Origin of the sequence: Labrys sp. (in: a-proteobacteria), assembly GCF_047605565.1 — a bacterium.
GTDB classification, from domain to species: domain Bacteria; phylum Pseudomonadota; class Alphaproteobacteria; order Rhizobiales; family Labraceae; genus Labrys; species Labrys neptuniae.
In genome coordinates, this window is sequence record NZ_JASGFM010000046.1 from 1 (window position 1) to 22,068 (window position 22,068).

At 65.3% G+C, this 22,068-nt stretch carries 18 protein-coding genes, 1 tRNA gene and 1 pseudogene; 12 read left to right on the forward strand and 8 right to left on the reverse strand.

Going from position 1 to position 22,068, the window contains the following annotated elements:
• Positions 1 to 154: 154 nt before the first annotated feature.
• A pseudogene (locus QM672_RS27935) lies at positions 155 to 745 on the reverse strand (DDE-type integrase/transposase/recombinase); the annotation flags it as partial.
• 422 nt (positions 746 to 1,167) lie between these two features.
• Positions 1,168 to 1,257, reverse strand: a tRNA-Ser gene (locus tag QM672_RS27940).
• A gap of 256 nt (positions 1,258 to 1,513) precedes the next feature.
• Between QM672_RS27940 and QM672_RS27945 the strand changes: the two genes are divergently transcribed.
• From QM672_RS27945 to QM672_RS27955, 3 genes are all read left to right on the forward strand, one after another.
• Positions 1,514 to 2,779 (forward strand): sarcosine oxidase subunit beta family protein, encoded by a 1,266-nt coding sequence (locus QM672_RS27945; protein WP_415086542.1) that lies wholly within the window; start codon positions 1,514 to 1,516, stop codon positions 2,777 to 2,779.
• 159 nt (positions 2,780 to 2,938) lie between these two features.
• Complete coding sequence (locus tag QM672_RS27950; protein WP_415086544.1) at positions 2,939 to 3,220, forward strand: sarcosine oxidase subunit delta; 282 nt, start codon at positions 2,939 to 2,941, stop codon at positions 3,218 to 3,220.
• Positions 3,217 to 6,684: a 2Fe-2S iron-sulfur cluster-binding protein gene (locus tag QM672_RS27955; protein WP_415086546.1), complete on the forward strand. Its 3,468-nt coding sequence runs from the start codon at positions 3,217 to 3,219 to the stop codon at positions 6,682 to 6,684. The genes QM672_RS27950 and QM672_RS27955 overlap by 4 nt, the downstream gene beginning before the upstream one ends.
• A 153-nt stretch (positions 6,685 to 6,837) precedes the next feature.
• Here QM672_RS27955 and QM672_RS27960 read toward each other — a convergent pair whose 3' ends face one another.
• A complete protein-coding gene (locus QM672_RS27960) occupies positions 6,838 to 8,514 on the reverse strand; it encodes a cation acetate symporter (protein ID WP_394314752.1) in 1,677 nt (558 codons plus the stop codon).
• On the reverse strand, positions 8,511 to 8,813 hold the full coding sequence (locus QM672_RS27965; protein ID WP_394314753.1) for a DUF485 domain-containing protein: 303 nt from the start codon (positions 8,811 to 8,813) through the stop codon (positions 8,511 to 8,513). The genes QM672_RS27960 and QM672_RS27965 overlap by 4 nt, the downstream gene beginning before the upstream one ends.
• Before the next feature lie 326 nt (positions 8,814 to 9,139).
• Between QM672_RS27965 and QM672_RS27970 the strand changes: the two genes are divergently transcribed.
• From QM672_RS27970 to QM672_RS27980, 3 genes are all read left to right on the forward strand, one after another.
• Positions 9,140 to 10,762 (forward strand): Na+/H+ antiporter, encoded by a 1,623-nt coding sequence (locus QM672_RS27970; RefSeq protein ID WP_311932939.1) that lies wholly within the window; start codon positions 9,140 to 9,142, stop codon positions 10,760 to 10,762.
• A gap of 263 nt (positions 10,763 to 11,025) precedes the next feature.
• A complete protein-coding gene (locus QM672_RS27975; RefSeq protein ID WP_415086548.1) occupies positions 11,026 to 13,437 on the forward strand; it encodes a GcvT family protein in 2,412 nt (803 codons plus the stop codon).
• Positions 13,434 to 14,975 carry a trimethylamine methyltransferase family protein gene (locus QM672_RS27980; RefSeq protein ID WP_415086550.1) on the forward strand — a complete coding sequence of 514 codons (1,542 nt, stop codon included), beginning with the start codon at positions 13,434 to 13,436 and terminating at the stop codon, positions 14,973 to 14,975. Before QM672_RS27975 ends, QM672_RS27980 begins: the two co-directional genes overlap by 4 nt.
• Before the next feature lie 143 nt (positions 14,976 to 15,118).
• On the opposite strand, the gene QM672_RS27985 is transcribed toward QM672_RS27980, so the two are convergent.
• The 4 genes from QM672_RS27985 to QM672_RS28000 all read right to left on the reverse strand — a co-directional run bounded on the left by QM672_RS27985 (position 15,119) and on the right by QM672_RS28000 (position 18,093).
• On the reverse strand, positions 15,119 to 15,661 hold the full coding sequence (locus QM672_RS27985) for an AAA family ATPase (RefSeq protein ID WP_415086552.1): 543 nt from the start codon (positions 15,659 to 15,661) through the stop codon (positions 15,119 to 15,121).
• Between the two features lie 97 nt (positions 15,662 to 15,758).
• Positions 15,759 to 16,490 (reverse strand): MBL fold metallo-hydrolase, encoded by a 732-nt coding sequence (locus QM672_RS27990; protein WP_415086554.1) that lies wholly within the window; start codon positions 16,488 to 16,490, stop codon positions 15,759 to 15,761.
• A 76-nt stretch (positions 16,491 to 16,566) separates the two neighbouring features.
• A complete protein-coding gene (locus QM672_RS27995; protein ID WP_367625333.1) occupies positions 16,567 to 17,244 on the reverse strand; it encodes an amino acid ABC transporter permease in 678 nt (225 codons plus the stop codon).
• A 9-nt stretch (positions 17,245 to 17,253) separates the two neighbouring features.
• Positions 17,254 to 18,093 (reverse strand): ABC transporter substrate-binding protein, encoded by an 840-nt coding sequence (locus QM672_RS28000; RefSeq protein WP_415086556.1) that lies wholly within the window; start codon positions 18,091 to 18,093, stop codon positions 17,254 to 17,256.
• Positions 18,094 to 18,226: 133 nt separating this feature from the next.
• Here QM672_RS28000 and QM672_RS28005 point away from each other — a divergent pair, with 133 nt between their 5' ends.
• The 6 genes from QM672_RS28005 (at position 18,227) to QM672_RS28030 (ending at position 22,035) form a co-directional block, all read left to right on the forward strand.
• A complete protein-coding gene (locus tag QM672_RS28005) occupies positions 18,227 to 19,138 on the forward strand; it encodes a LysR substrate-binding domain-containing protein (RefSeq protein WP_415086558.1) in 912 nt (303 codons plus the stop codon).
• Positions 19,139 to 19,257: 119 nt separating this feature from the next.
• Positions 19,258 to 19,863 (forward strand): YceI family protein, encoded by a 606-nt coding sequence (locus tag QM672_RS28010; RefSeq protein WP_311932948.1) that lies wholly within the window; start codon positions 19,258 to 19,260, stop codon positions 19,861 to 19,863.
• 14 nt (positions 19,864 to 19,877) lie between these two features.
• A complete protein-coding gene (locus QM672_RS28015) occupies positions 19,878 to 20,438 on the forward strand; it encodes a cytochrome b (protein ID WP_311932949.1) in 561 nt (186 codons plus the stop codon).
• A gap of 76 nt (positions 20,439 to 20,514) precedes the next feature.
• Positions 20,515 to 21,174: a nitrile hydratase subunit beta gene (gene nthB, locus QM672_RS28020; RefSeq protein ID WP_415086561.1), complete on the forward strand. Its 660-nt coding sequence runs from the start codon at positions 20,515 to 20,517 to the stop codon at positions 21,172 to 21,174.
• The gene (locus QM672_RS28025) at positions 21,161 to 21,409 is read left to right on the forward strand and encodes a nitrile hydratase accessory protein (RefSeq protein ID WP_376717605.1); all 249 of its coding nucleotides are present in this window, start codon (positions 21,161 to 21,163) and stop codon (positions 21,407 to 21,409) included. Before nthB ends, QM672_RS28025 begins: the two co-directional genes overlap by 14 nt.
• Positions 21,406 to 22,035 carry a DUF1287 domain-containing protein gene (locus QM672_RS28030; protein ID WP_367625338.1) on the forward strand — a complete coding sequence of 210 codons (630 nt, stop codon included), beginning with the start codon at positions 21,406 to 21,408 and terminating at the stop codon, positions 22,033 to 22,035. The genes QM672_RS28025 and QM672_RS28030 overlap by 4 nt, the downstream gene beginning before the upstream one ends.
• Positions 22,036 to 22,068 lie beyond the last annotated feature (33 nt).

Consider the following 22,068-nt stretch of genomic DNA (forward strand, 5'->3'; position numbering starts at 1 on the left):
CGTCAGGCTCATAACCTGAAGGCCGCAGGTTCAAATCCTGCCCCCGCAACCAACGTTCTCGAATAAGCCCTGTCGCCAAACGCGCAGGGCTTTTTTGCGTTTGCGGCCCCCAGTGTCATGATGGCCGCTGACCTGCTCCCCTATTTGTCCGCGTCTATAGGTTAGCTCTGTTCATGTTGCGGTCCGTTGCGGACCGGGTTGCAAACTCGTTTGGGGTGAGCCCGCCGAGGCTCGTGTGTGGTCGGCCCAGATTGTCGTCGGTCCTCCCGTCCTCGATGATCTGACGAGCGTGGCGATAGCTGTTGAGGCATTCGTCCCACAGGCGCCTCTTGAAGGACTCCACGAAGCCATTCCGCATCGGCTTGCCCGGCACGATGTACCGCCATTCGACACCATTCTCCTGCTGCCATTCGAGCATGGCGTTCGAAGTGAGTTCGGTTCCGTTGTCGCTGATCACTATCGGCGGATAGCCGCAACGCTCGGCGATCGCATCCAACGCCCGCGCCACGCGCTCGCCGGAGATCGAGTCATCGACCTCGGTCGTCAGACATTCCCGGCTGAAGTCGTCGATGACACACAGTATGCGGAAGCGGCGGCCGTCGACCAATGTGTCAGAGACAAAGTCGAGGCTCCAGCGCTGGTCGACGGCCGCCGCGCTTCCTTACCATCACCCGTTCCTCGCGTGGCGATGGAGCTTCCTCCAGCTAACCTCGACGCCCTCGCGCTTCAGACTAACCTCAAAGCGGTGACTTTCCAGGGGCAGTTAATCTCATCGCCATGGCCTTTGCCCGACTCAAAGCCCGTCCGAGGGCGGCTGCCGCTCGAATTTTCGAACAACTCTGGAATGCAATCGGCGATATCTGCGATCACCGCAGCCCCAAAAGGCTGGAACTATTTCAACGCCGCCGGCTATGCGTCTGACTAAATGTCCGATGCTCTAGAAAGAAGCCCCCAATCGCCCGTTCTCGAGAGGCGGACGTTGCATGCCAAGCGAACCACGACACGTAGCTCGGTAGAAAGTCGCATGAAAGGCAGCTGAGATCGACGGCGCACTGACTTCTCCGGCTTCGCCGCAGCCGGAGGTGCCTTACTGTAACGATTTGATTAAAAACATTTTCGCACGGCCTGGATGACCTGTCGCGCTTGCCAAGTGCCATGAAGAAGGAATGGCGGAGAGGGAGGGATTTGAACCCCCGATGGAGTTGCCCCCATGCCGCATTTCGAGTGCGGTGCATTCAACCACTCTGCCACCTCTCCGCAGCTGGTCGGGGGCTTCATATAGATATGCGCCGCGCGGGGCAAGACCGGAATGGCGGAAAAATTGGGAGAAAGTTACGGCACGGTGCTGCGGGAGACCGGGGCGGGATGGTCGGCCATCTCATCTCGGTTCCGGAGGGGCGGCAACAAAATCGCAGCCCATCTCGGTGTTTCGATTGCCAGCGGCAAGCGAGGTGCTTAAGTCGGGAGGGCGCCTGCGTCGGGCAGGCGCCCTCGCGGCATCACAGCGGAGCCCATGTCCGTCCTCTCTTCCGCCTATTCGGGATTTCGTCTCGCGTTCGAGGCGTTGCGCGGACATCGCGGCTGGGGGCCAGCCTGGCGCAAGGCGGCGCCCAAACCGGCCTATGACGTGGTGATCGTCGGCGGCGGCGGGCATGGCCTGGCCACGGCTTACTATCTCGCCAAGAATCACGGCATCACCAACGTCGCGGTGCTGGAGCGCGGCGGCATCGGGCTCGGCAATGTCGGGCGCAACACCACCATCATCCGCTCCAATTATTTCTCGCCCGAGAACATCCGCTTCTACGATTTCTCACTTCGGTTGTGGGAAGGGCTCGAGGCTGAGCTCAACTACAATGCCATGGTCTCCCAGCGCGGTGCGCTCAATCTCGTGCATGCGGACGGCCAGCGCGATCTGCTGGCCCGGCGCGCCAACCAGATGCTGCTCGAAGGCGTCGATGCCGAGCTGCTCGACAAGGAAGGCGTCAAGCGCTTGGTGCCGCTCATTGACGTCGACAATGGCCGCTTTCCCGTACTCGGCGGTTTCCTGCAGAGGCGGGGCGGCACGGTACGCCATGACGCTGTGGCCTGGGGCTATGCCCGTGCCGCCGACCGGCGCGGCGTCGACATCGTCGAGAATTGCGAGGTCACCGGCATCACGCGCGAGGGCGGGGCGATCAGCGGCGTCGAGACCAGCCGCGGCGGCATTCGCGCCGGCAAGGTGCTGTTCGCGGTGGCCGGGCATTCCTCGCTGCTGGCCAGCATGGCGGGCTTGCGCCTGCCGCTGGAGACCCATGTGCTGCAGGCCTTCGTCTCCGAGGCGATCAAGCCGCTGATCGATTGCGTCGTCACCTATGGCGCCGGGCATTTCTATGTCAGCCAGTCGGACAAGGGCAGCCTGGTCTTCGGCGGCGCGCTCGACGGCTATAATTCCTATGCCAGGCGCGGTAGCCTGCCGATGGTGGAAGACGTGCTGGCGGCAGGCCTGACGCTGATGCCGGCCCTCGGGCGCCTGCGCGTGCTGCGCCAATGGGGCGGGGCGATGGACATGACCGCCGACGGCAATCCGATCATCTCGACGACGCCGGTGCCCAATCTCTACCTCAACGGCGGCTGGTGCTATGGCGGCTTCAAGGCGATCCCGGCCGGCGGCTTCACCACGGCCCATCTGGTGGCGACCGGCGCGCCGCACCCCCTGATCGCCCATTTCGGGCTGGAACGCTTCCGGGAAGGGCGGGTGATCGACGAACGGGGCATCGGTCCCTATGCCTGGATGCATTGAGATGGGGGAGCTCGTGGCAGCATTTACCGTCATTGCGAGCGCAGCGAAGCAATCCAGCCTTTGCGCCCTTTGGCCCCTGGGTTGCTTCGCTCAAGCCAATCCATATGGATTGGCCAGGCTCGCAATGACGTCGAGCTTTAATGCCAAGGCTTGCCCGTCATGCTGAGAATTGCCTGTCCCCATTGCGGCTTGCGCGACGAAGTCGAATTCCGTTATCGGGGCGATGCCTCGGTGCACCGGCCGGGCGAAGAGGCCGAGGCGCAAGCCTATTACGATTATGTCTATGAGCGCGCCAATCCGGCGGGCTGGCATCTGGAATGGTGGCAGCATGTGCATGGCTGCCGGCAGGTGCTGAAGGTGCTGCGCGATACGGTCAGCCACGAGATCCAGGCCGTGGTCAGCAGACATGACGAGATCCCCTTGCCGGAGCGTTCGGCATGAGCGGTCCCCATCGCCTCGTCGAGGGCGGGCAGGTCGATCGCGGCAAGCCGCTGTCCTTCCGCTTCGACGGCAAGATCCTGCATGGCTATCGCGGTGATACGCTCGCCTCGGCGCTCCTGGCCAATGGCGTGCGCATCGTCGGGCGCTCGTTCAAATATCACCGGCCGCGCGGCATCTTCACGGCCGGGCCCGAGGAGCCCTCGGCCCTGGTGGAACTGCGTCGGGGCGCCCGGCGCGAGCCCAATGTCCCCGCCACCACCATCGAGCTCTTCGAGGGGCTGGAGGCGGTGAGCCAGAACCGCTGGCCCTCGCTCGGCTTTGATCTCGGCGCGGTGAATGGCTGGCTGTCGCCCTTTCTGCCGGCAGGTTTCTACTACAAGACCTTCATGTGGCCGGCGGCCTGGTGGGAGAAGGTCTACGAGCCGCTGATCCGCCGGGCGGCCGGGCTGGGGCGGGCGGCACGGGAGCCCGATCCCGACAGCTACGACACCATGCATGCCCATTGCGACCTCCTGGTCGTCGGTTCCGGACCGGCCGGGCTCGACAGCGCCCTGGCGGCGGGGCGGGCCGGCAAACGCGTGATCGTGCTGGAACAGGATTTCGCCTTTGGTGGCTCGGCGCTGCTCGATCCCGCGGCGCGCGACGGCCTGACCGACAAGCTTGCCGAACTCGCGGCGCTTCCGGAAGTGATGCTGCTCAACCGCACCGGCGCTTATGGCCTCTATGATGGGCTGGTGGTCGGCGCCGTCGAACGGGTGGCCGATCATCGCGCCACGCCAAGGCCGCACGAGGTGCGCCAGCGCCAGTGGATCATCCGCCCGGGCCGGATCGTGCTCGCCACCGGCGCACAGGAACGCCTGATCGCCTTTCCCGGCAATGACCGCCCCGGCGTGATGCTGGCTTCGGCCGCCGCCACCTATGCCGCGCGCTTCGGCGTGGCACCGGGTCGGCGGGCCGCCTTCTTCGTCAACAATGACCGCGCCTATGACGCGGCCAGGCAGCTTGTCGAGGCTGGCGTCGAGATCGCCGGCATCATCGACGTCAGGCCTGAAACGGCCGCCGGCCGTGAGGCCGAACGAGCTGGCATCCCCGTCTGGTTTGGATCGCAGGTCTCCGCGACCGAGGGCGCACCCCTGCATGTCCTGACCATCACCTCGATCGCCGCCCGGCTGCGGCCGCAAATGCTGCTGGCCGATCTGCTCTGCGTCTCCGGTGGCCATGATCCCCGGCTGCAGCTGGCTGGCCAGGCCCGCATGCCCTTCGAATGGGACGAAAAGGCCGTGTCCTTCCGCGCGAGGGGCAATGAGCGGATCGAGCTCGTCGGCGATGCGGCAGGCACGCAAGGCGAGGGAACGCCATCGCAGCCCTTCTGGGAGGCCAAAGTTTCACGCGCTTCCAGCAAGGCCTTCATGGGCAAGGCTTTTGTCGACTTGCAGCACGACGTCACCGCCGATGATCTCCGCCTGGCGGTGCGCGAAGGCTATGCCCATGTCGAGCATGCCAAGCGCTATACCACGCTTGGCATGGCAACCGACCAGGGCAAGACGGGCGGCCTCGTCGGCAGCGCCATCCTCGCCGGCGAGAAGGGCGAGAGCCTTGCCGAGACGGGCCTGCCGACCTTCCGTCCCTATGCCGCGCCGGTCTCGTTCGGCGCCCTCGCAGGGGCCGAGACGGGCGAGCATTTCCGCCCCAAGCGCCGGCTGGCCTTGCATGACTGGCACTCGCGGCAGGGCGCCGTGTTCGTCAAGCTCGGCCTGTGGCTGCGGCCCCTGGTCTATTCCCCCAAGCGGGACACCAGCTGGGCGCCGGTGCTGGCCGAGGCCCGGGCGGTGCGCGAGGCCGTCGGCGTCACCGACGCCTCTTCGCTCGGCAAGATCGACGTCCAGGGCCGCGATGCCGGCGTCTTTCTCGATCGCATCTATGCCAATACCTTCTCCTCGCTGCCGGTCGGGCGCGCGCGCTATGGGTTGATGTTGCGCGAGGATGGCATCGTCCTCGACGATGGCACCACCTCGCGATTGGCCGAGGATCATTATTTCGTCACCACCACCACGGCCAATGCCGGGCTGGTGCTGGAGCATCTCGAATTCCATCACCAGGCCGTATGGCCTGATCTCGACGTCCAGATCACCAATGTCGCCGATCAATGGGCGACTTTCGCGGTGGCCGGCCCTAAGGCCCGGGCGGTGCTCGCCCGCATCACCAGCCAGGACCTCGACGATGCGGCCTTCCCCTTCATGGCCGTTGCCGAGGCCGTCATCGCCGGGGTTTCCGGCCGGCTCTTCCGCATCTCCTTTTCGGGCGAACTCGCCTATGAGGTCAGCGTGCCCTCAGGCCATGCCGAGCCGGTGTGGGAAGCCATCCTCGCGGCCGGCAAGCCCTTCGGCATCAAGCCCTATGGGCTCGATGCCCTCAACCTGCTTCGGATCGAGAAGGGGCATGTCGCCGGCAGCGAGCTCAACGGCCAGACCACGGCCGCCGATCTCGGCCTTGGCCGCATGCTCAAGAAAAAGGGCGATTATGTCGGCCGCGTCCTGGCCGGTCGTCCCGGCCTGACCGAGGCTGGGCGCCTTGTCCTGGTTGGCGTGAAGGTGGACGATCCCGGGCAGAAGCTGCGGGCCGGCGCCCATCTTACCGCCTCCGCCGAAGCCAAGGAGAGTCTGGGCTTCGTTACCGCCGCCTGCCCAACCACGCAGGGGAAGGGCTTCATCGGCCTTGCCCTGCTGCGCGGCGGCAAGGAACGGATCGGCCAGAGGCTGCATGCTGCCGATCCCGTGCGCGGTGAAGCCTGTGAGGTCACCATCGTCTCCCCGCATTTCGTCGATCCGGACAATCTCAGGGTGAGGGATGCCCTGCCGGTCGGGGCCGTCGAGCCGCTGGTCCTGCCGCGCTCCGTACCCGGTCATCACGCCTTGATCCCGGACCGCCCCTCCGATCGCGTTGCCGAGGTGCAGTTGGCCGAGCGCAGCCCCGACATCGCCGAGATCAAGCTGCGGCGGGATGGCGAGGCGGGCTTGCGCCGTGCGCTCAAGGCGGAGTTCGGGTTGGATCTGCCGGAGCCCGGCCGATCGGCGGTCTCGGGGGCGCTGAAGGTGCTTTCGCTCGGCCCTGGCGACTGGCTGGTGCTGGACAAGCAGGGACGGCCGGGCAGCCTTGCCGTGAGCCTCAAACATGCTCTCGGCGAGAACGCCTCGGTGGTGGATCTTTCCTCGGCCTTCGGCGTGCTGCGCCTGTCAGGCCCCAAGGCGCGCGGTGCGCTGATGAAACTATGCCGGATCGACCTGCATCCGCGCGTGTTCGGGCCCGGCCATGTCGCACGCACCCTGATGGCGCAGATCCCGATCCTGCTGCACCAGGTCTCCGACGAGCCGGCCTATGACCTCTTCGCCCCCTCGACCCTGGCCCAGGCCTTCGCCGAGGTGCTGGTCGAGAGCGCGGCCGAATATGGCCTGAAGCTGGATTGAGAAAACACCCCTCATCCCTCCCGCCGGGACCTTCTCCCGCAAGGGGAGAAGGAGCTTGGATAGCATAGCCGAGCCGAATGAAATCCCTTCTCCCCTTGCGGGAGAAGGTGGCGGCAGCCGGATGAGGGGTGCCTCAACCGGCCCAGTCCTGCCTCAATGCTTGCTCGCCGCCGTAGCGCCGATGCCGGTCTGCGACCGGACATATTGATCGTCGAAGCCGGCCCGGTCCTCGGCGGCGCGCTGGCTGTTGTCGAGCTTGGAGAACAGCCAGATCCCGGCAAAGGCGAGCGCCATCGAGAACAGCGCCGGATTCTCGTAGGGGAACGGCGCCGAGCCCTTGGGATGCTGGAGCACGGCTTCCCACACGCCGGGCGAGAAGATGACGCCGAGCAAGGCGGAGATCAGGCCGAGATAGCCGCCCATCACCGCCCCGCGCGTGGTCATGCCGCGCCACATCATCGACATCAGCAGCACCGGGAAGTTGCAGGAAGCCGCGATGGCGAAGGCCAGGCCCACCATGAAGGCGACGTTGACGTTCTCGAAGGTGATGCCGAGCCCCATGGCGATCACGCCGAGCACGATGGTGGTGATCTTGGAGACGCGGATCTCGTCCTGCTCCTTGGCCTTGCCGCCCTTGATCACCGTGGCATAGAGGTCGTGGCTGATGGCCGAGGCCCCGGCGAGCGTCAGGCCGGAGACCACCGCCAGGATGGTGGCGAAGGCGACGGCGGCGATGAAGCCGAGGAAGATGTCGCCGCCGACGGCGTCGGCCAGATGGATGGCGGGCATGTTGATGCCGCCCCGGATCGCCTCCAGCCCCTTGGCCGGATCGGTCAGGAAGGCCGGGTTGGTCGACACCAGAGTGATGGCACCGAAGCCGATGATGAAGGTGAGGATATAGAAATAACCGATGAAGCCGGTGGCGTAGAACACCGACTTGCGGGCTTCCTTGGCGTCGGCGACGGTGAAGAAGCGCATCAGGATATGCGGCAGGCCGGCCGTGCCGAACATCAAGGCAAGACCGAGCGAGATGGCCGAGAGCGGGTTGGCGAGCGTGCCCGGCTGCATGATCGCCGCCCCCTTGGGATGGACCTCCACCGCCTTGGCGAACAGGGCCTCGGGGCTGAAATTGAAGGTGAGCAGCACCATCAGGGCCATGAAGGTGGCGCCGCCCAGCAGCAGGCAGGCCTTGATCAGCTGCACCCAGGTGGTGGCGACCATGCCGCCGAAGGTGACGTAGAGCATCATCAGGACGCCGACGATGATGACGGCGTAGCTGTATTGCAGGCCGAACAGGAGCTGGATCAGCTTGCCCGCGCCGACCATCTGCGCGATCAGGTAGAAGGCCACCGTCACCAGCGTGCCGAAGGCGGCGAGCACGCGGATCGGCGTCTGCTTGAAGCGGAAGGAAGCGACGTCGGCGAAGGTGAACTTGCCGAGATTGCGCAGGGGCTCGGCGATCAGGAAGGTGACGATCGGCCAGCCGACCAGCCAGCCGATCGAATAGATCAGGCCGTCATAGCCCTTCATGTAGACCAGGCCGGAAATGCCGAGGAAGGAGGCCGCCGACATGAAGTCGCCGGCGATGGCGAGGCCATTCTGGAAGCCGGTGATGCCGCCGCCCGCCGTGTAGAATTGCGAGGCCGATTTGGTGCGGTTGGCAGCCCAGGCCGTGATTCCCAGCGTGAGGAGCACGAACAGGCCGAACATGATGATGGCGTGCCAGTTGGTCGCCTGCTGCTGCACCGGTCCGGAGACGGCGTCGGCGAGGGCCTGGGTGGCGGTGAGGGCCGGCAGGAAGGCCGCGAGGATGAGGGTACTGCGCTTCATCCGCGTGCCTCCTTGACGATTTCCTGGGTCAGCGTGTCGAATTCGGCGTTGGCCTTGCGGACATAGATGCCGGTGAGGATGAAGGCGGCGACGATGACGAGAATGCCGATCGGAATGCCGATGGTGGTGACGCCCGTGCCCAGATGCTGCCCGAGTACGCCGGGCAGATAGGCGACGACCAGGATGAAGCCGAAATAGATGACCATCATGATGGCCGAAAGCGTCAGGCTCAGCGTTCTTCGGCGCCGCACCAGTTCCTGATATTTCGGATTTTGCTCAATGGATTTGTAAGAAGACATGTCGTTTCCCCCGACGCCGCTTTACCGGCAAGGCAGCCCAAATGTTTTGCGGGTCCACCGTCCGGTTCAACCTAGGATTAAGCCAACATGTCGCGCAACGGACAATTGCGGCTATGCCCAATTCATTGAACTCGTATGTTTGTTGTTGTGCGTTATTCCGATGACGAAGTCTTGTCCGAGCCGGAATCCTTAGGAGAGGCGCGACCGGAGAGCCCGAACGCCGGAGCCGGTCCATCCGTTTTCGGGTTGGTGAAAACTCGGACTGGTCAACAATATCTTAACAGGCGCTTCCTAGCTTGACCGCGTCACGAGCGGATAAGGCGGGCATGGAGACGATCTCGGTCATTTTGTTGTTGTTGCTGGCGGTCGTTCTCAGCGGCGCGCTCGCGAGGATGCTGCCGATCGTCCTGCCTTTGCCTCTGGTCCAGATCGGCTTCGGCGCACTGATCGCGTCCTTCGCCAGTTTCAGGGTCGAGCTCGACCCGCAGGTCTTCTTCCTGCTGTTCCTGCCGCCGCTGCTGTTCCTGGATGGCTGGCGCATTCCCAAGGACGGCCTGTTCCGCGACAAGGGCACGATCATCGAGCTCGCCTTCGGCCTGGTGGTGTTCACCGTGATCGGCGTCGGCTTCTTCATTCACTGGATCATCCCGTCGATGCCCCTGGCGGTGGCGTTCGCGCTCGCCGCCGTGCTGTCGCCGACCGATCCGATCGCGGTATCGGCTATCGCGGCCAGAGTGCCCATTCCCAAGCGGCTGATGCATGTGCTGGAAGGCGAGTCGCTGCTGAACGACGCTTCCGGCCTGGTCTGCATGCGTTTTGCCGTTGCCGCGGCCTTGACCGGCACCTTCTCCTTCACCAGCGCCCTCGGCACCTTCCTCTGGGTGGCGAGCGGCGGCATCGCCATCGGCATTGCCGTCACCTGGGGCGCGTCCCTGGCCAATCGCTGGGTGGCCCGCCGCTTCGGCGACGAGGCGGGCTCGCAGGTGCTGGTCAGCCTGCTCATCCCCTTCGCCGCCTATCTCCTGGCCGAAGAACTGCATTGCTCGGGCATCCTCGCGGCGGTCGCCGCCGGCATGACCATGAGCTATGTCGAGCGCCTCGGCCAGTCGCTGGTCGCCGCCCGCATGCGTGGCGGTGCCGTCTGGGACATGGTGCAGTTCGCGGCCAACGGCATCATCTTCGTGCTGCTGGGCGAGCAGATTCCGCAGATCGTCGCCGCCGCTGCCAGGAGCCATGGTGCGATCTGGATGATCGTCTATGTCCTCGCCATCACGCTGGCGCTGGCGATCCTGCGCTTTCTGTGGGTGTGGACCTCGCTGCGCTTCACCCTGTTTCGCGCCGCGCGCAAGGGCAAGGCGATCATGCTGCCAAGCTGGCGGCTGATTGCCGCCGCCTCGCTCGCCGGCGTACGCGGCGCCATCACCCTGGCCGGCGTGCTGACGCTGCCTTTGGCCCTCAGCGACGGCACGCCCTTCCCGGCGCGCGACCTCGCCATCTTCTTGGCAGCCGGGGTGATCGTGATGTCCCTGGTGGCGGCGAGTGTCGGCCTTCCCCGCCTGCTCAAGGGGCTGGAGCTGCCGCCCGAGCCCTCGCACCAGGAGGAGGAGGACGAGGCCCGCATCGCCGCGGCGGAGGCGGCGATCAAGGCGATCGAGCGGACCCAGCACGAACTGGGGCTGGGACGCAGCGATGCCGATCTCTACGCCGATGCCAGCGTGCGCATCATGGATCTCTATCGCCAGCGCATCGACGGGCGACTGCAGACCGGCGAGGAAGCCGAACTGACGCGCCGCATCGACGAGATCGAGCGCCAGTTGCGCCTGGCGGGCCTCAGGGCCGAGCGCGACCAGATCTTCCAATATGCCCGCACTCGGCGGCTCTCGGACGAGGTGGCCCGCAGATTGGTGCGGGAACTCGATCTGCTCGAGGCCCGTTTTGCGACGGGTTGAATCCCTGGGATCGCAGGCTTCCAGCCTGCATTTTGGAAACGCTACGCCTGGGGCAGGGGAAGATGCAGGCTGGAAGCCTGCGATCCCAGGATCAATCTGTTTTCTTATCCATCAATTGTTTATTTTTCTAACTTTTGATCCATAAAACCCGATAAGTTCACTCTCGTCATGTTTGTTTTGTCATCGATGCGTTTTCCCTACCATCGTCGCGAAGCGGGCTGATGTCGTGTATCAGGGACTCCTGCTTTGAAAGGGTCCCGGGAATGAAGAGCGAAGTGCGTGCCGTGGTGATCGGCGGTGGCGTGGTGGGATGTTCCATCCTCTATCACCTGGCCAAGATCGGCTGGACGGACGTCGCCCTCATCGAGAAGAACGAGCTGACCTCGGGCTCGACCTGGCACGCTGCCGGCGGCATGCACACCTTCAATGGCGATGCCAACGTCTCCAAGCTGCAGAAATATACGATCGACCTCTATCGCGAGTTGGAGGCCCTCACCGGCCAGTCCTGCGGCATCCATGCCAATGGCGGCCTGATGCTCGCCGCCAATGAAGGCGAGATGGACTATCTGCGCCTGGTGGCCAGCCGGGCCCGCTATCTCGACATGGAAACCGAGATCATCCCGGTGGCCGAGGCCAAGCGCCGCAACGTGCTGATCGAGGAGAAATACTTCACCGGCGCGCTCTGGCGCTCGGATGGCGGCCATGTCGATCCCTGGGGCACCACCCATGCCTATGCCGCCGCGGCCCGCAAGCTTGGCGCCGAGATCCACCGCTTCACCCGCGTCACCGGCCTCAGTCAGCGCCCCGACGGTTCCTGGGACGTTGCCACCGACAAGGGCTCGATCCATGCCGAGCACGTGGTGAATGCCGGCGGCCTGTGGGCCCGCGAGATCGGGCGCATGGTCGGCATCGAGTTGCCGGTGCTGGCGATGGAGCATCACTACATCGTCACCGAGGCCATTCCCGAGCTGGAAGGGTTGGACAAGGAGATCATCAACACCACCGATTTCTCCGGCGAGATCTATGTGCGCCAGGAGGGCAAGGGCGCGCTGCTCGGCACCTATGAGCACAACTGCACCCCCTGGTCGGTCGACAAGACGCCTGACGATTTCGCCACTCAGCTGCTGCCCGACAATTTCGACCGCATCGCTCCCGAGCTCGAAGTCGGCTTCGAGCATTTCCCGGCGGTCGGGCGCGCGGGCATCAAGAAGTCGATCAACGGCCCCTTCACCTTCGCCCCCGACGGCAATCCGCTGGTCGGTCCGGTCAAAGGCCTGCCGAATTTCTGGGTCGCCTGCGCCGTGATGGCAGGCTTCAGCCAGGGCGGCGGCATCGGCCTGACCCTGTCGCGCTGGATGGCCGAGGGCGACCCGGGCGCCGACATCATGGCCATGGACGTCGCGCGTTTCGGCGTGTTCGCCACGCCACGCTACACCAAGGCCAAGGTGATCGAGAATTATCGCCGCCGTTTCCGCCTCGCCTTTCCCAATGAGGAATTGCCGGATGCCCGCCCGCTGCGCCGCACCCCGATCTATGGCCGGCTGAAGAAGGCCGGCGCCGTGTTCGGCGCCAATTTCGGCTTGGAACACGCGCTCTGGTTTGCTCCCCCGGGCGTCGAACCCACGGAGAATCCGACCTATCGGCGCTCCAACGCCTTTCCGCATGTCAGGGCCGAGTGCCTGGCGGTGCGCGAGGCCGTCGGCCTCTACGAGACCTCCAACTACGGCAAATACGAGATCACCGGTGCCGGCGCGCGCGCCTGGCTCGACAAGCTGCTCGCCTGCAAACTGCCAAGGCCCGGCCGCATGGCGATCGCGCCGATGCTCAACCCTGAGGGACGCATCGTCGGCGACCTCTCCATCGCCTGCCTCGCGATGGACCGCTACCTGCTGATCGGTTCGGGCTTCGCCGAAGCCTATCATATGCGCTGGTTCTGGCAGCAAAAGCCGCCCGAAAACGTGCATGTGCGCTCGGCTGCCTCGACCTTGACCGGTTTTTCCATCGCCGGCCCCAATGCCCGCACGCTGATGCAGCGCCTCGCGCGCGAGGATCTTTCGCCCGATGCCTTCAAGTTGTTCGCGGTCAAGGAGACTGCGGTCGGCCTATCGCCGGTGATCTTCTCGCGCGCCGGCTTCACCGGCGAACTCGGCTATGAGGTGTGGACCACGCCGGACTTCCAGGCCACGCTCTATGACGAGATCGTCGAGGCGGGCGAGGATCTCGGGCTCAAGCTGTTCGGGGGCAGGGCGCTCTCTTCCCTGCGCCTCGAAAAGGGCTATGGCTCTTTCAACAAGGATTTCCGGCCCGACTACACGCCGGCCGAAACCGGGCTCGATCTCTTCATCGACTTCAGGAAGGAAGGCTTCACCGGCCGCGACGCCGCTTTGGCGGAACGCGAGCGCGGCCCCAGGCGCCGCCTTGCCGTCCTGGAGGTCGACACGGATACGGAAGTGATCGGCTATGAGCCGATCCTCAAGGACGGCAAGGTCGTCGGCCACGTCACTTCGGGCGGCTATGGCCATTATGTCGGCAAGAGCCTAGCCATCGGCTACGTCAAGAGCGAGTACCACGAGGACGGTGCCGCTTTCGCCATCGACATTTTCGGGCAGGACCGTCCGGCCATCCTGCGGGCGGCGCCCCTGCACGATCCCAATGGCGGGAGGCTGCGCGGATGAGCCGGGAAAACATCGGGCCCGAGCATGGCCGTGCCGGCCGCCGCGAGCGCGGCAGCCGCAACACCGGGGCGGCCACCCCGCCGATGCCGCGGCTGGCCAATCGCTTCGCGCCGGTCGACATCCTCTCGCCCGAGCAGGTCGAGCGCATCCTCGATGCCGCCTATGCCCTGCTCGAAACCGACGGCATGAAGATCCTCAGCCCGCGAGCGCGCCAGGCCTATGCCGCCCATGGTGCCCTGGTGGATGAGGCGACGCAGATGGTGCGCCTGGGGCGCGACATCGTCGAGGCCATGCTGGCCAAGGCGCCCAGCCGCTTCGTGCTGCATGCGCGCAATCCCGAGCGGGACCTGCATGTCGGCGGCAATGTTGTCAATTTCGGCCCGGTCAACGGCGCACCCAATATTCGTGATCTCGAGCGCGGCCGGCGCTATGGCGATCTCGAGGCCTTTCGCGACATCCTCAAGATCACCAACGGCCTTGGCCTCCTGCACTGGCAGGGCGGCGTGGTGGTGGAGCCGGTCGACATCGCCGTCCCCGTGCGGCATCTGGAGATGTACCGCGCCCATATCGAATTGTCGGATCTGGTCTGGGCGGCGCGCGGCGTCGGCGGCGTGCAGGCGCGCGATGCCCTGGCGCTTTCGGCGATCGAGCATGGCTGCAGCATCGAGGCCCTGGCCGAACATCCGACCCTGATGACGGTGACCAACGTCAATTCGCCCCGCGTGGTCGACGAGGACATCCTCGACAGCATCATGATCATGGCCGAGCACGGCCAATGCGTGGTGATCACCCCCTTTACGCTGATGGGGGCGATGGCGCCGGTGACCCTGGCCGGCGCTTTGGTGCAGCAGACGGCCGAAGCCCTCTCGATCATCGCGCTCTGCCAGATGCTGAGGCCCGGCGCGCCCTGTGTGATGGGCGGCTTCACCTCCAATGTCGACATGAAGACGGGGTCTCCCGCCTTCGGCACGCCCGAATATGTCAACGCGGCCCTGGCGACCGCCCAGCTCGGCCGTCGCCTTGGCGTGCCGGTGCGCACCAGTGCCGTCAATGCCAGTCCGGCGCCGGATGCGCAGGCGACCTGGGAGACCAGCTTCTCGCTGTGGGCAGCGATCATGAGCCACAGCCACCTGATCAACCATGCGGCCGGCTGGCTCGAAGGCGGGCTGTCGGCGAGCCTGGAAAAGATCGTGATCGATGCCGAATTGCTGCGGGGCTGGGCCGAGATCCTCAAGCCCATCGAGTTCGGCGACGACGAGATCGCCCTCGATGCGATCCGGGGCGTGGCGCCGGGCGGGCATTTCTTCGGCTCGCCCCATACGCTTGCCCGCTACGAGAACGCCTTCTATCGCCCGGTGCTCTCCGACTGGTCCAATTTCGAAAACTGGCGCGATGCCGGCGAGCGCACCGCGACCGACCGGGCACTGGATGTCTGGAAGAAGACGCGCGATGCCTATGTCCCGCCGCCGCTCGATCCGGCCGTGCGCGAGGCGGTGGACGCCTATATCGCCAGGCGCAAGGAGGAGACCGGGGGATGAGTCCAACGGTATCAAGGCCGAACAAGCGATAGGCGTAGCGCCGGTTTTCTGGGACCGCTGGCTTCCAGCCGGCTCTTCCTTCTTGACGAGTACAGTGGTTGCAAGAGCCGGCTGGAAGCCGGCGGTCCCAGGAAGGGTGGCCCCTACAGATCCCATGCTCGATAGAGCTCGTTGAGCGCCTTCGCCGTATGGCATTCGACGGCGGGCAGGCCGGATTTGCCGATGATTGCTGCATACTTGCCGCTGCTGTCACGAGTCTTGACCAGGATCCAGTGGATCATCTCCCATTTGAGACTGTCCTGGGCGCCTTCCAGGTGGCCGGCCCGGCTGGAGCGGTTCACCAGCGTGCGCTTGAGATAGCGATAGAAGCGCAGCCAGTGATGGGAGGTGATCAGGATCGCGCCCGTGGCTCGGGCGAAGCGCTGCGGCATCAGGCGCGAATAATTGCCCTCCATCACCCAGCGCTCTCCCATGATGGCAGCATCGTGCAGGGCCTTGAACTCGACCTCCGGCCGGGGCTGCCAATCGGTATGGGGCCGATGGCTGAACTGGTCGAGATGCACGGCGGGCACGCCAAGCTTTCTGGAGAGGGCGACGGCGAGCGTCGACTTGCCGGCATTGGAAGGGCCGAGGACGACGATGCGCTCGCCGAGGCAGGCCAAATCTTTCACGGTCGTGGGCAGCATGGTGGCACCGATCATGAAAATTGAGGGCGAGCCCAATGCGCCAGGCGGGCTGGCTTGTCAATGGCGGATCGATCAATGCCGCTTGCCGCCGACTCAATCACCTCTCTGCATCGCCGTCCCGCAAATAGCCCCGGGCGATCGCCTGCATGGTGGCACGGTCCATGCTGGCGCCGTGACCGCCATGGGCCACGGCGACGTCGAGCCGGGCGAGGCGCTCCATCGTCCGGCGATAGACTGTCCTGTCGGCGCCTGGCACGTCGTCGACGAGGCCGCCGCGATAGATCGCATCGCCACTGAAGAACAGGCCGTCGTGCTCGTCCAGCAGCCCGATCGATCCGGGGGAATGGCCGGGCAGATGCAGCACGTGCAGCCGGGCATTGCCGAGATCGAAGCTGTCGCCTTCGGTCAGGAGCGTCGTCAGGGGAGCGGGAGTGAGGCTGAAATCGGCGGCCCGCCAAGCCGGAGTCGGCAACTGCGTGACGGCTTCGTCGATGTCCCGGAACAACGCAGCAAGCGTCTCGCCGTCGCGCATCTCGGCGAAGGCAGCCTGTTCGGCGGCGTGACCGAAACGCCGCTCGAATTCATGAAAGGAGCCGACATGATCGACATGGCCGTGGCTCGCCACCGCCAGGACGGGCTTGCCTGGGGTAAGATCGAGGGCGTCTCGCAATGAGGCCAGGCCCATGCCGAAGTCGAGCACCAGGTCGGCGTCGCGGCCCCTGAGATGGAAGATGTTGGCCTGGAAGAAGGAATGGACGAAAGGCTCCCACAGTCGGGTCAGGTCGGGCGCGAGGTGTTCCTTGGCAAACCAGGTGTTGGAAAGGGCCACGGTTATGCCGTTCCTCCAGGATGCGGGCGCGATGTCTTCGCACGGGGCAGTGCGATGGTAGCGGAAGGCAGGGCCATCAGCGCCGGCCTCTTGCGAAGAGTGCCTCGGTCCGCATCTGGATGGCGGTCAGGATCGAGACCATGACGAGATAGTAGACCAGCGCCGCGCCATACCACTCCATGAAGCGGAAGCTGGTGGCGATCGCATATTGGGTGACGGTCATCAGTTCCTTGAGCGAGATCACCGTGGCGAGCGAGGTCGTCTTCAGGAGCGTGATGAACTCGCTCATCAGGGCGGGCAGGGCGATGCGCATGGCCTGGGGCAGCGTGATCAGGACGAAGATCTGGCCGCGATGCAGGCCGAGCGCCGCCCCGGCTTCGCGCTGCCCCGGACCCACCGCCGCGAAGGCGCTGCGCAGGATCTCGGTGAGATAGGCGACCTGGATCAGGGTGAGTGCGATGAAGGCGGCCAGGAAGGGCGAGAACCAGCCCGCCCGAAATAGCGGAGAGAGCTGGGGCAGCCCGTTCCAGATGAACAGCAGCACCAGCAAAGCCGGCGTACCGCGCAGCAGCCAGACATAGCCGACGACGCTCCAGCGCAGCAGGCGTCGCGGCGAGGTGGCCAGGGAGGCCGTGCCCATGGCCGTCACCATCGAAACGGCCATCACGGCAAGCGACAGAGCGACGGTCAAAAGGGCGCCTTCGGCCAGGGGCCAGCCGAAGACGGCGTCGAGGAAAAGCTGGAAGTCGAACATTGCGCCGCTTCATCGAGCCGCAGCGCCATCGACTTCGACGGCCTCGGGCGACAGGTTCCACTTCTTTAGCATGTCCTGCATGCGGCCTTCGGCCTTCAAGGCTTCGAGGCCGGCCCGGACGGCCTTGCGGTCGCCGGCATCCTTGCGCAGGTAGATCGCGTAATATTCCTTGTCCGGATAGGTGTAGGGCACCTGCAACCGGCCGGGCGTCTGGGCCATGCGATAGGCTGCCGTGGTGTCCAGCGTGATGGTGCCGGCGGCCCGGCCGACGAGGATCTGCTGGATGACGGCCGAGGCTGAAGGATAGGGCTGCAGCACGGCCTCGGGCCGGCCGGCCTTGGCGAAGGTGGCATTGAGGGCGGCAAGCGTCGGTTCGAAGGTGGTGCCCGCCTCGACGGCGACGGTCTTGCCGCTGAAATCCTCGGGCACCTTGGTCCCGCTGTCGCCGGCGGCCGTCACCATCACGGTGGAGGTCGTGAAATAACCGATGCCGTCATATTTCTGCAGCCGCTCGGGCCTGAGCGTGATGCCGCTCATGACGGCATCGCAACGCTGGGAATCGAGCGAGGGCAGGAGGCCCTTGAAGTCGCCGACGACATAGTCGGTCTTGGCGCCCCATTGCTGGGCCAGCGCCTCAGCGACGTCGATCTCGAAACCGACAAGGGCCTTGTCGCCGGGCTTGTCGTAGAATTCCATCGGCGGGAACTCGCCGGAGGTACAGACCTTGAAGGTGCCGTTCCTAGCGAAGGAGGGCACATCCGCCGCCCAGGTTGCCTCCGTGGAAACGCTAAGGAGGGCAGCAAACCCGCAGAAAGCGGTGCATGCAAAATGGGTCTTCGTCGAGCGCATGGATGCGTTCCCTTCGTGCCGTGGTTTCGGCTGTTCTGCTCTGGATCACCCGACTGTCCGGCACGCGATGCATGGAAACAAGCTAAATGTTCTGCTAGTTTTAGCGTGATTGAAACTAAACAATTAGGGGCGCATGCTTCCGCCACTTCATGCTTTCAAGGTCTTCGAGGTCGTGGCCCGGCTCGGTCATGTCGGGGCCGCTGCCGCCGAGTTGCATGTCACGCCGGGTGCCGTGAGCCAGCAGTTACGCTCGCTGCAACTCCATCTCGGCATGGATCTCTTCGCGAAGGTGGGGCGCCGGCTCGTGTTGACGGAGGCCGGCCTGACACTGCAGCAATCCGTCGGGGTCGCCATGGCCGAGATCGGCGAGGGTGTGCGCAATCTTTCGGCGCAGCGGATCGACCGCCGGGCCGAGGTCGTGGTGAATCTCTGCATTCCGCCCGTGCTGGGGACGACCTGGCTCGCGCCCCGTCTGTTCGCCTTCATGGCCGACCACCGCCACCTCAGGCTGAATGTTGCCACCGGCGTCGAATTCCATGCCATCGACTGGCGCAGGAGCGATGTCGCCATCGTCTATGGCAACCCGCCCTGGCCGGGCTTCTGGTGGCGCATGCTGCACGGCGTCTATCTGATGCCGGTCTGCAGCCCGCAATTGCTGCGTGGGCCGCATGCCATCCGCCACCCCGCCGACGTGCTGCATTACCGGCTGCTGCACGAGGACGATGGATCGGAGTGGCGCCGCTGGCTGGCGCAGGCCCGGGTGAAATATCCGGGCGCGGCCGACATCTATTTCGGCGACTTCGCCCTCATTCTCCAGGCGGCCCGGGACGGCCATGGCGTCGCCCTGGTCGACGACGTGATCTCGGCCCGCGATCTCGACGAAGGCCGGCTGGTCCAGCCGCTGACGCAGCGCGTGCCGGCGGCCAAGAATTATCATTGCATCTGCAGCGAGGAGACCCTCGCCAAGCCCGAGATCGGCGCTTTGGTCGACTGGTTGATCGATCAGGCCTCGCGCACGCCGGTGCCGCGGATCGGCCTGGGTTAGCAGCAAGTACTCGTTCACCCCGTTGTGATCGGCCCATCGTCCAGGATACGAATAAAATCCAGCACGGTGTGTTTTCCAGACGAACCCTTCTTCGCGACGGATCGAGACGGAACTGAGCCATGACCACCGCAAGTATGACCACAGCCAGACTGAAGAGGCTCTCCCTGGGAGCCATACCCCTGATCGCCTGCTTGCTCGGCGCCAGCCAGGCCGATTCCGCCCAGGCGCGCAACTGGCGCATCAATCCGGCCAGGACGTCCGTCGGCTTCGTCGTCGACGGCATCGGCTGGCCGCGCACCAAGGGGCGTTTCCACGATTTCGACGGCAGGATCTCGATCAATTTCGACAATCCGGCCGCCAGCCGCGTCAGCTTCAAGGTTGCGGCAAAATCGGTCGATGTCGGCTCGCCCTCCTTCAACGATTACCTGCGCACCGATGCCTTCTTCAACGTGGCGCAGTATCCGACCATCACCTTCACCTCCACCAGAGTCGAGAAGGTCGATGGCAGCCATGCCCGGGTCACAGGCGACCTCACCATCCGCGGGATCACCCGCCCGCTCACCATCGATGTCGCCCTGGACAAGCCGGCCGACAAGGCAAGCTCGCAGATCGGCTTCCGGGCGACGGGCGTGATCAAGCGGCTCGCCTTCAACATGAGTGCGGGTTTTCCGGCGATCAGCAACGATGTCGACCTGATCGTCACCACCGAGGCGCAGGCTCAGTGACGGGAGGCGTGGTGATGAAGGCGAGGCCTTCCCTCCGCCATCGCTGGAGCGCCACCGGGCAAATCCTGCACTGGTCCTGCGCTGCCCTCATCCTGTTCATGCTGGGGCTCGGCCTTGCCATGGTGGAATGGGTGGAGGACCAGGGCCAGCGCTTCGATCTCTATCAGCTGCATAAGAGCCTTGGCGCCCTCGTCTTCCTGTTGATGGCGCTGCGCGCCGCCTGGCGCCTTCTGGCCCGGGCGCCGGTCCTGCCGGAGAGCATGCCGCGTCATGAGCGCGTGCTGAGCAAGGCGGTGCATGTCGCCCTCTACGGGCTGATCTTCGCCATGCTCGTCACCGGCTATGTGATGATCTCAGCCTCGCCGCTGCCGCTGCCGATCCAGCTGCCGGGGGGAGGGCATGTTCCCAATCTCGTTGCGCCCGATTTCGAGCTTTCCGAGCAGATGAAGGCGCTGCACCATCGCTTCGCTTTCGTGCTGATCGCCCTTGTCCTCCTGCATGTGGCGGCGGCCCTCAAGCACTGGCTGTGGGATCGCGACGGCGTGCTGCAGAGCATGCTGCCGGGGCGGGGCTGAGGCTTCATTACTTTTGCAAAGCAGGGCCGACTCCGCGTAAGACAAGCCCCTGTTCTTGCCTTACCCGGAGTTATCAATGAACGGTGCGCAGGACCTTGGCGGCATGATGGGCTTCGGGCCGATCGCGCCGGAAAAGGACGAGCCTTTCTTCCATGCCGCCTGGGAGAAGCGGGCGATGGCGGTGACGCTGGCGATGGGCGCGACCGGCTCCTGGCCGCTCGATGCCGGGCGCTATGCGCGCGAGAGCCTGCCGCCGGCGGATTATCTGTCCTCCTCCTATTACGAGATCTGGATCAAGGCCCTGATCAAGCTGATGCTGGCGAAAGCGCTGGTCAGCGAGGCCGAGCTTGCCGAGGGGCGGGCGATCGAGCCGGGCAAACCCCTGAAGCGCGTGATCAGGGCCGCCGAGGTGCCGGCTGCGCTCGCCGCCGGCACGCGCTGCGACCGCCCGGCGAGCCGGCCCGCGCGGTTTGCCGCCGGCGAGGGCGTGAGGGCGCGCAACGAGCACAAGATCACCCATACCAGGCTGCCGCGCTATGCGCGCGGGCATCTCGGCACCGTCGTCGAAGCCCATGGTGCATTCGTGCTGCCGGATACCAATGCGCATGGCGAAGGCGAGAACCCCGAATGGCTCTACACGGTGCGCTTCGCCGGTACCGAACTCTGGGGCCCGCAGGCCGACCCAACCCTGACAGTGATGCTCGATCTGTGGGAGAGCTACCTTGACCCCGCTTGACGCCATTCCTTCCATTCCGCGCGATCGCGGCGAGCCCGTGTTCCGCGAACCCTGGGAGGCCCGCGCCTTCGCCCTCGCCGTTTCCCTCCATGAAAAAGGCGTGTTCACCTGGCCGGAATGGGCTGAGGCGCTGGGCCGCGAGATTGCCGCTGCGCCCGCCGACGACGGCTCGCATTATTACGAGCACTGGCTGTCGGCGCTGGAAAAACTGGTGGGAAGCAAGGGCCTGACATGAATGGAATAACGCGCCGAGGGATCCTGCAGCTTGGTTTCCTAGCCCTGGCTGCGGGTGCCGGCGGTGCGGCGAAGGCGCAGCCATCCGGTGCTGGGGAAGACTGGCGCAAGGCCCTGGTGGATGCGGCGCGCAGCCAGATCGGCGTCACCACCCTCTATGATCCTGCCTATAGGCGCATCGCCTATCCCGGCGGCGACGTGGCGCCCGAGCGGGGCGTGTGCACCGACGTGGTGGTGCGCGCCTATCGCAAGGCCTTCGCCCTCGATCTCCAGCGCCTCGTGCACGAGGACATGAAGGCCGGTTTCGCCGCCTACCCGAGGAACTGGGGCATGCGGGCGCCGGATCCCAATATCGACCACCGCCGCGTGCCCAACCTGATCGCCTTCTTCAAGCGCAAGGGCACAGTGCTGCCGGTGACCGCCGATCCGGCGGACTATTTGCCGGGCGACCTGGTCACCCAGATGCTGCCGGGCAATCTGCCGCATATCCTGATCGTCTCTTCGCAGGTCGCGGCGCCGACGCCGGGGCGCCGGCTGGCGATCCACAATATCGGGCAGGGCGCGCGGGAAGAGGACACGCTGTTCGCCTTCCCGCAGACCGGCCATTTTCGCTTCGCGCCGGCGTAAAATGCCTTCTCCCCTTGTGGGAGAAGGTGGCGC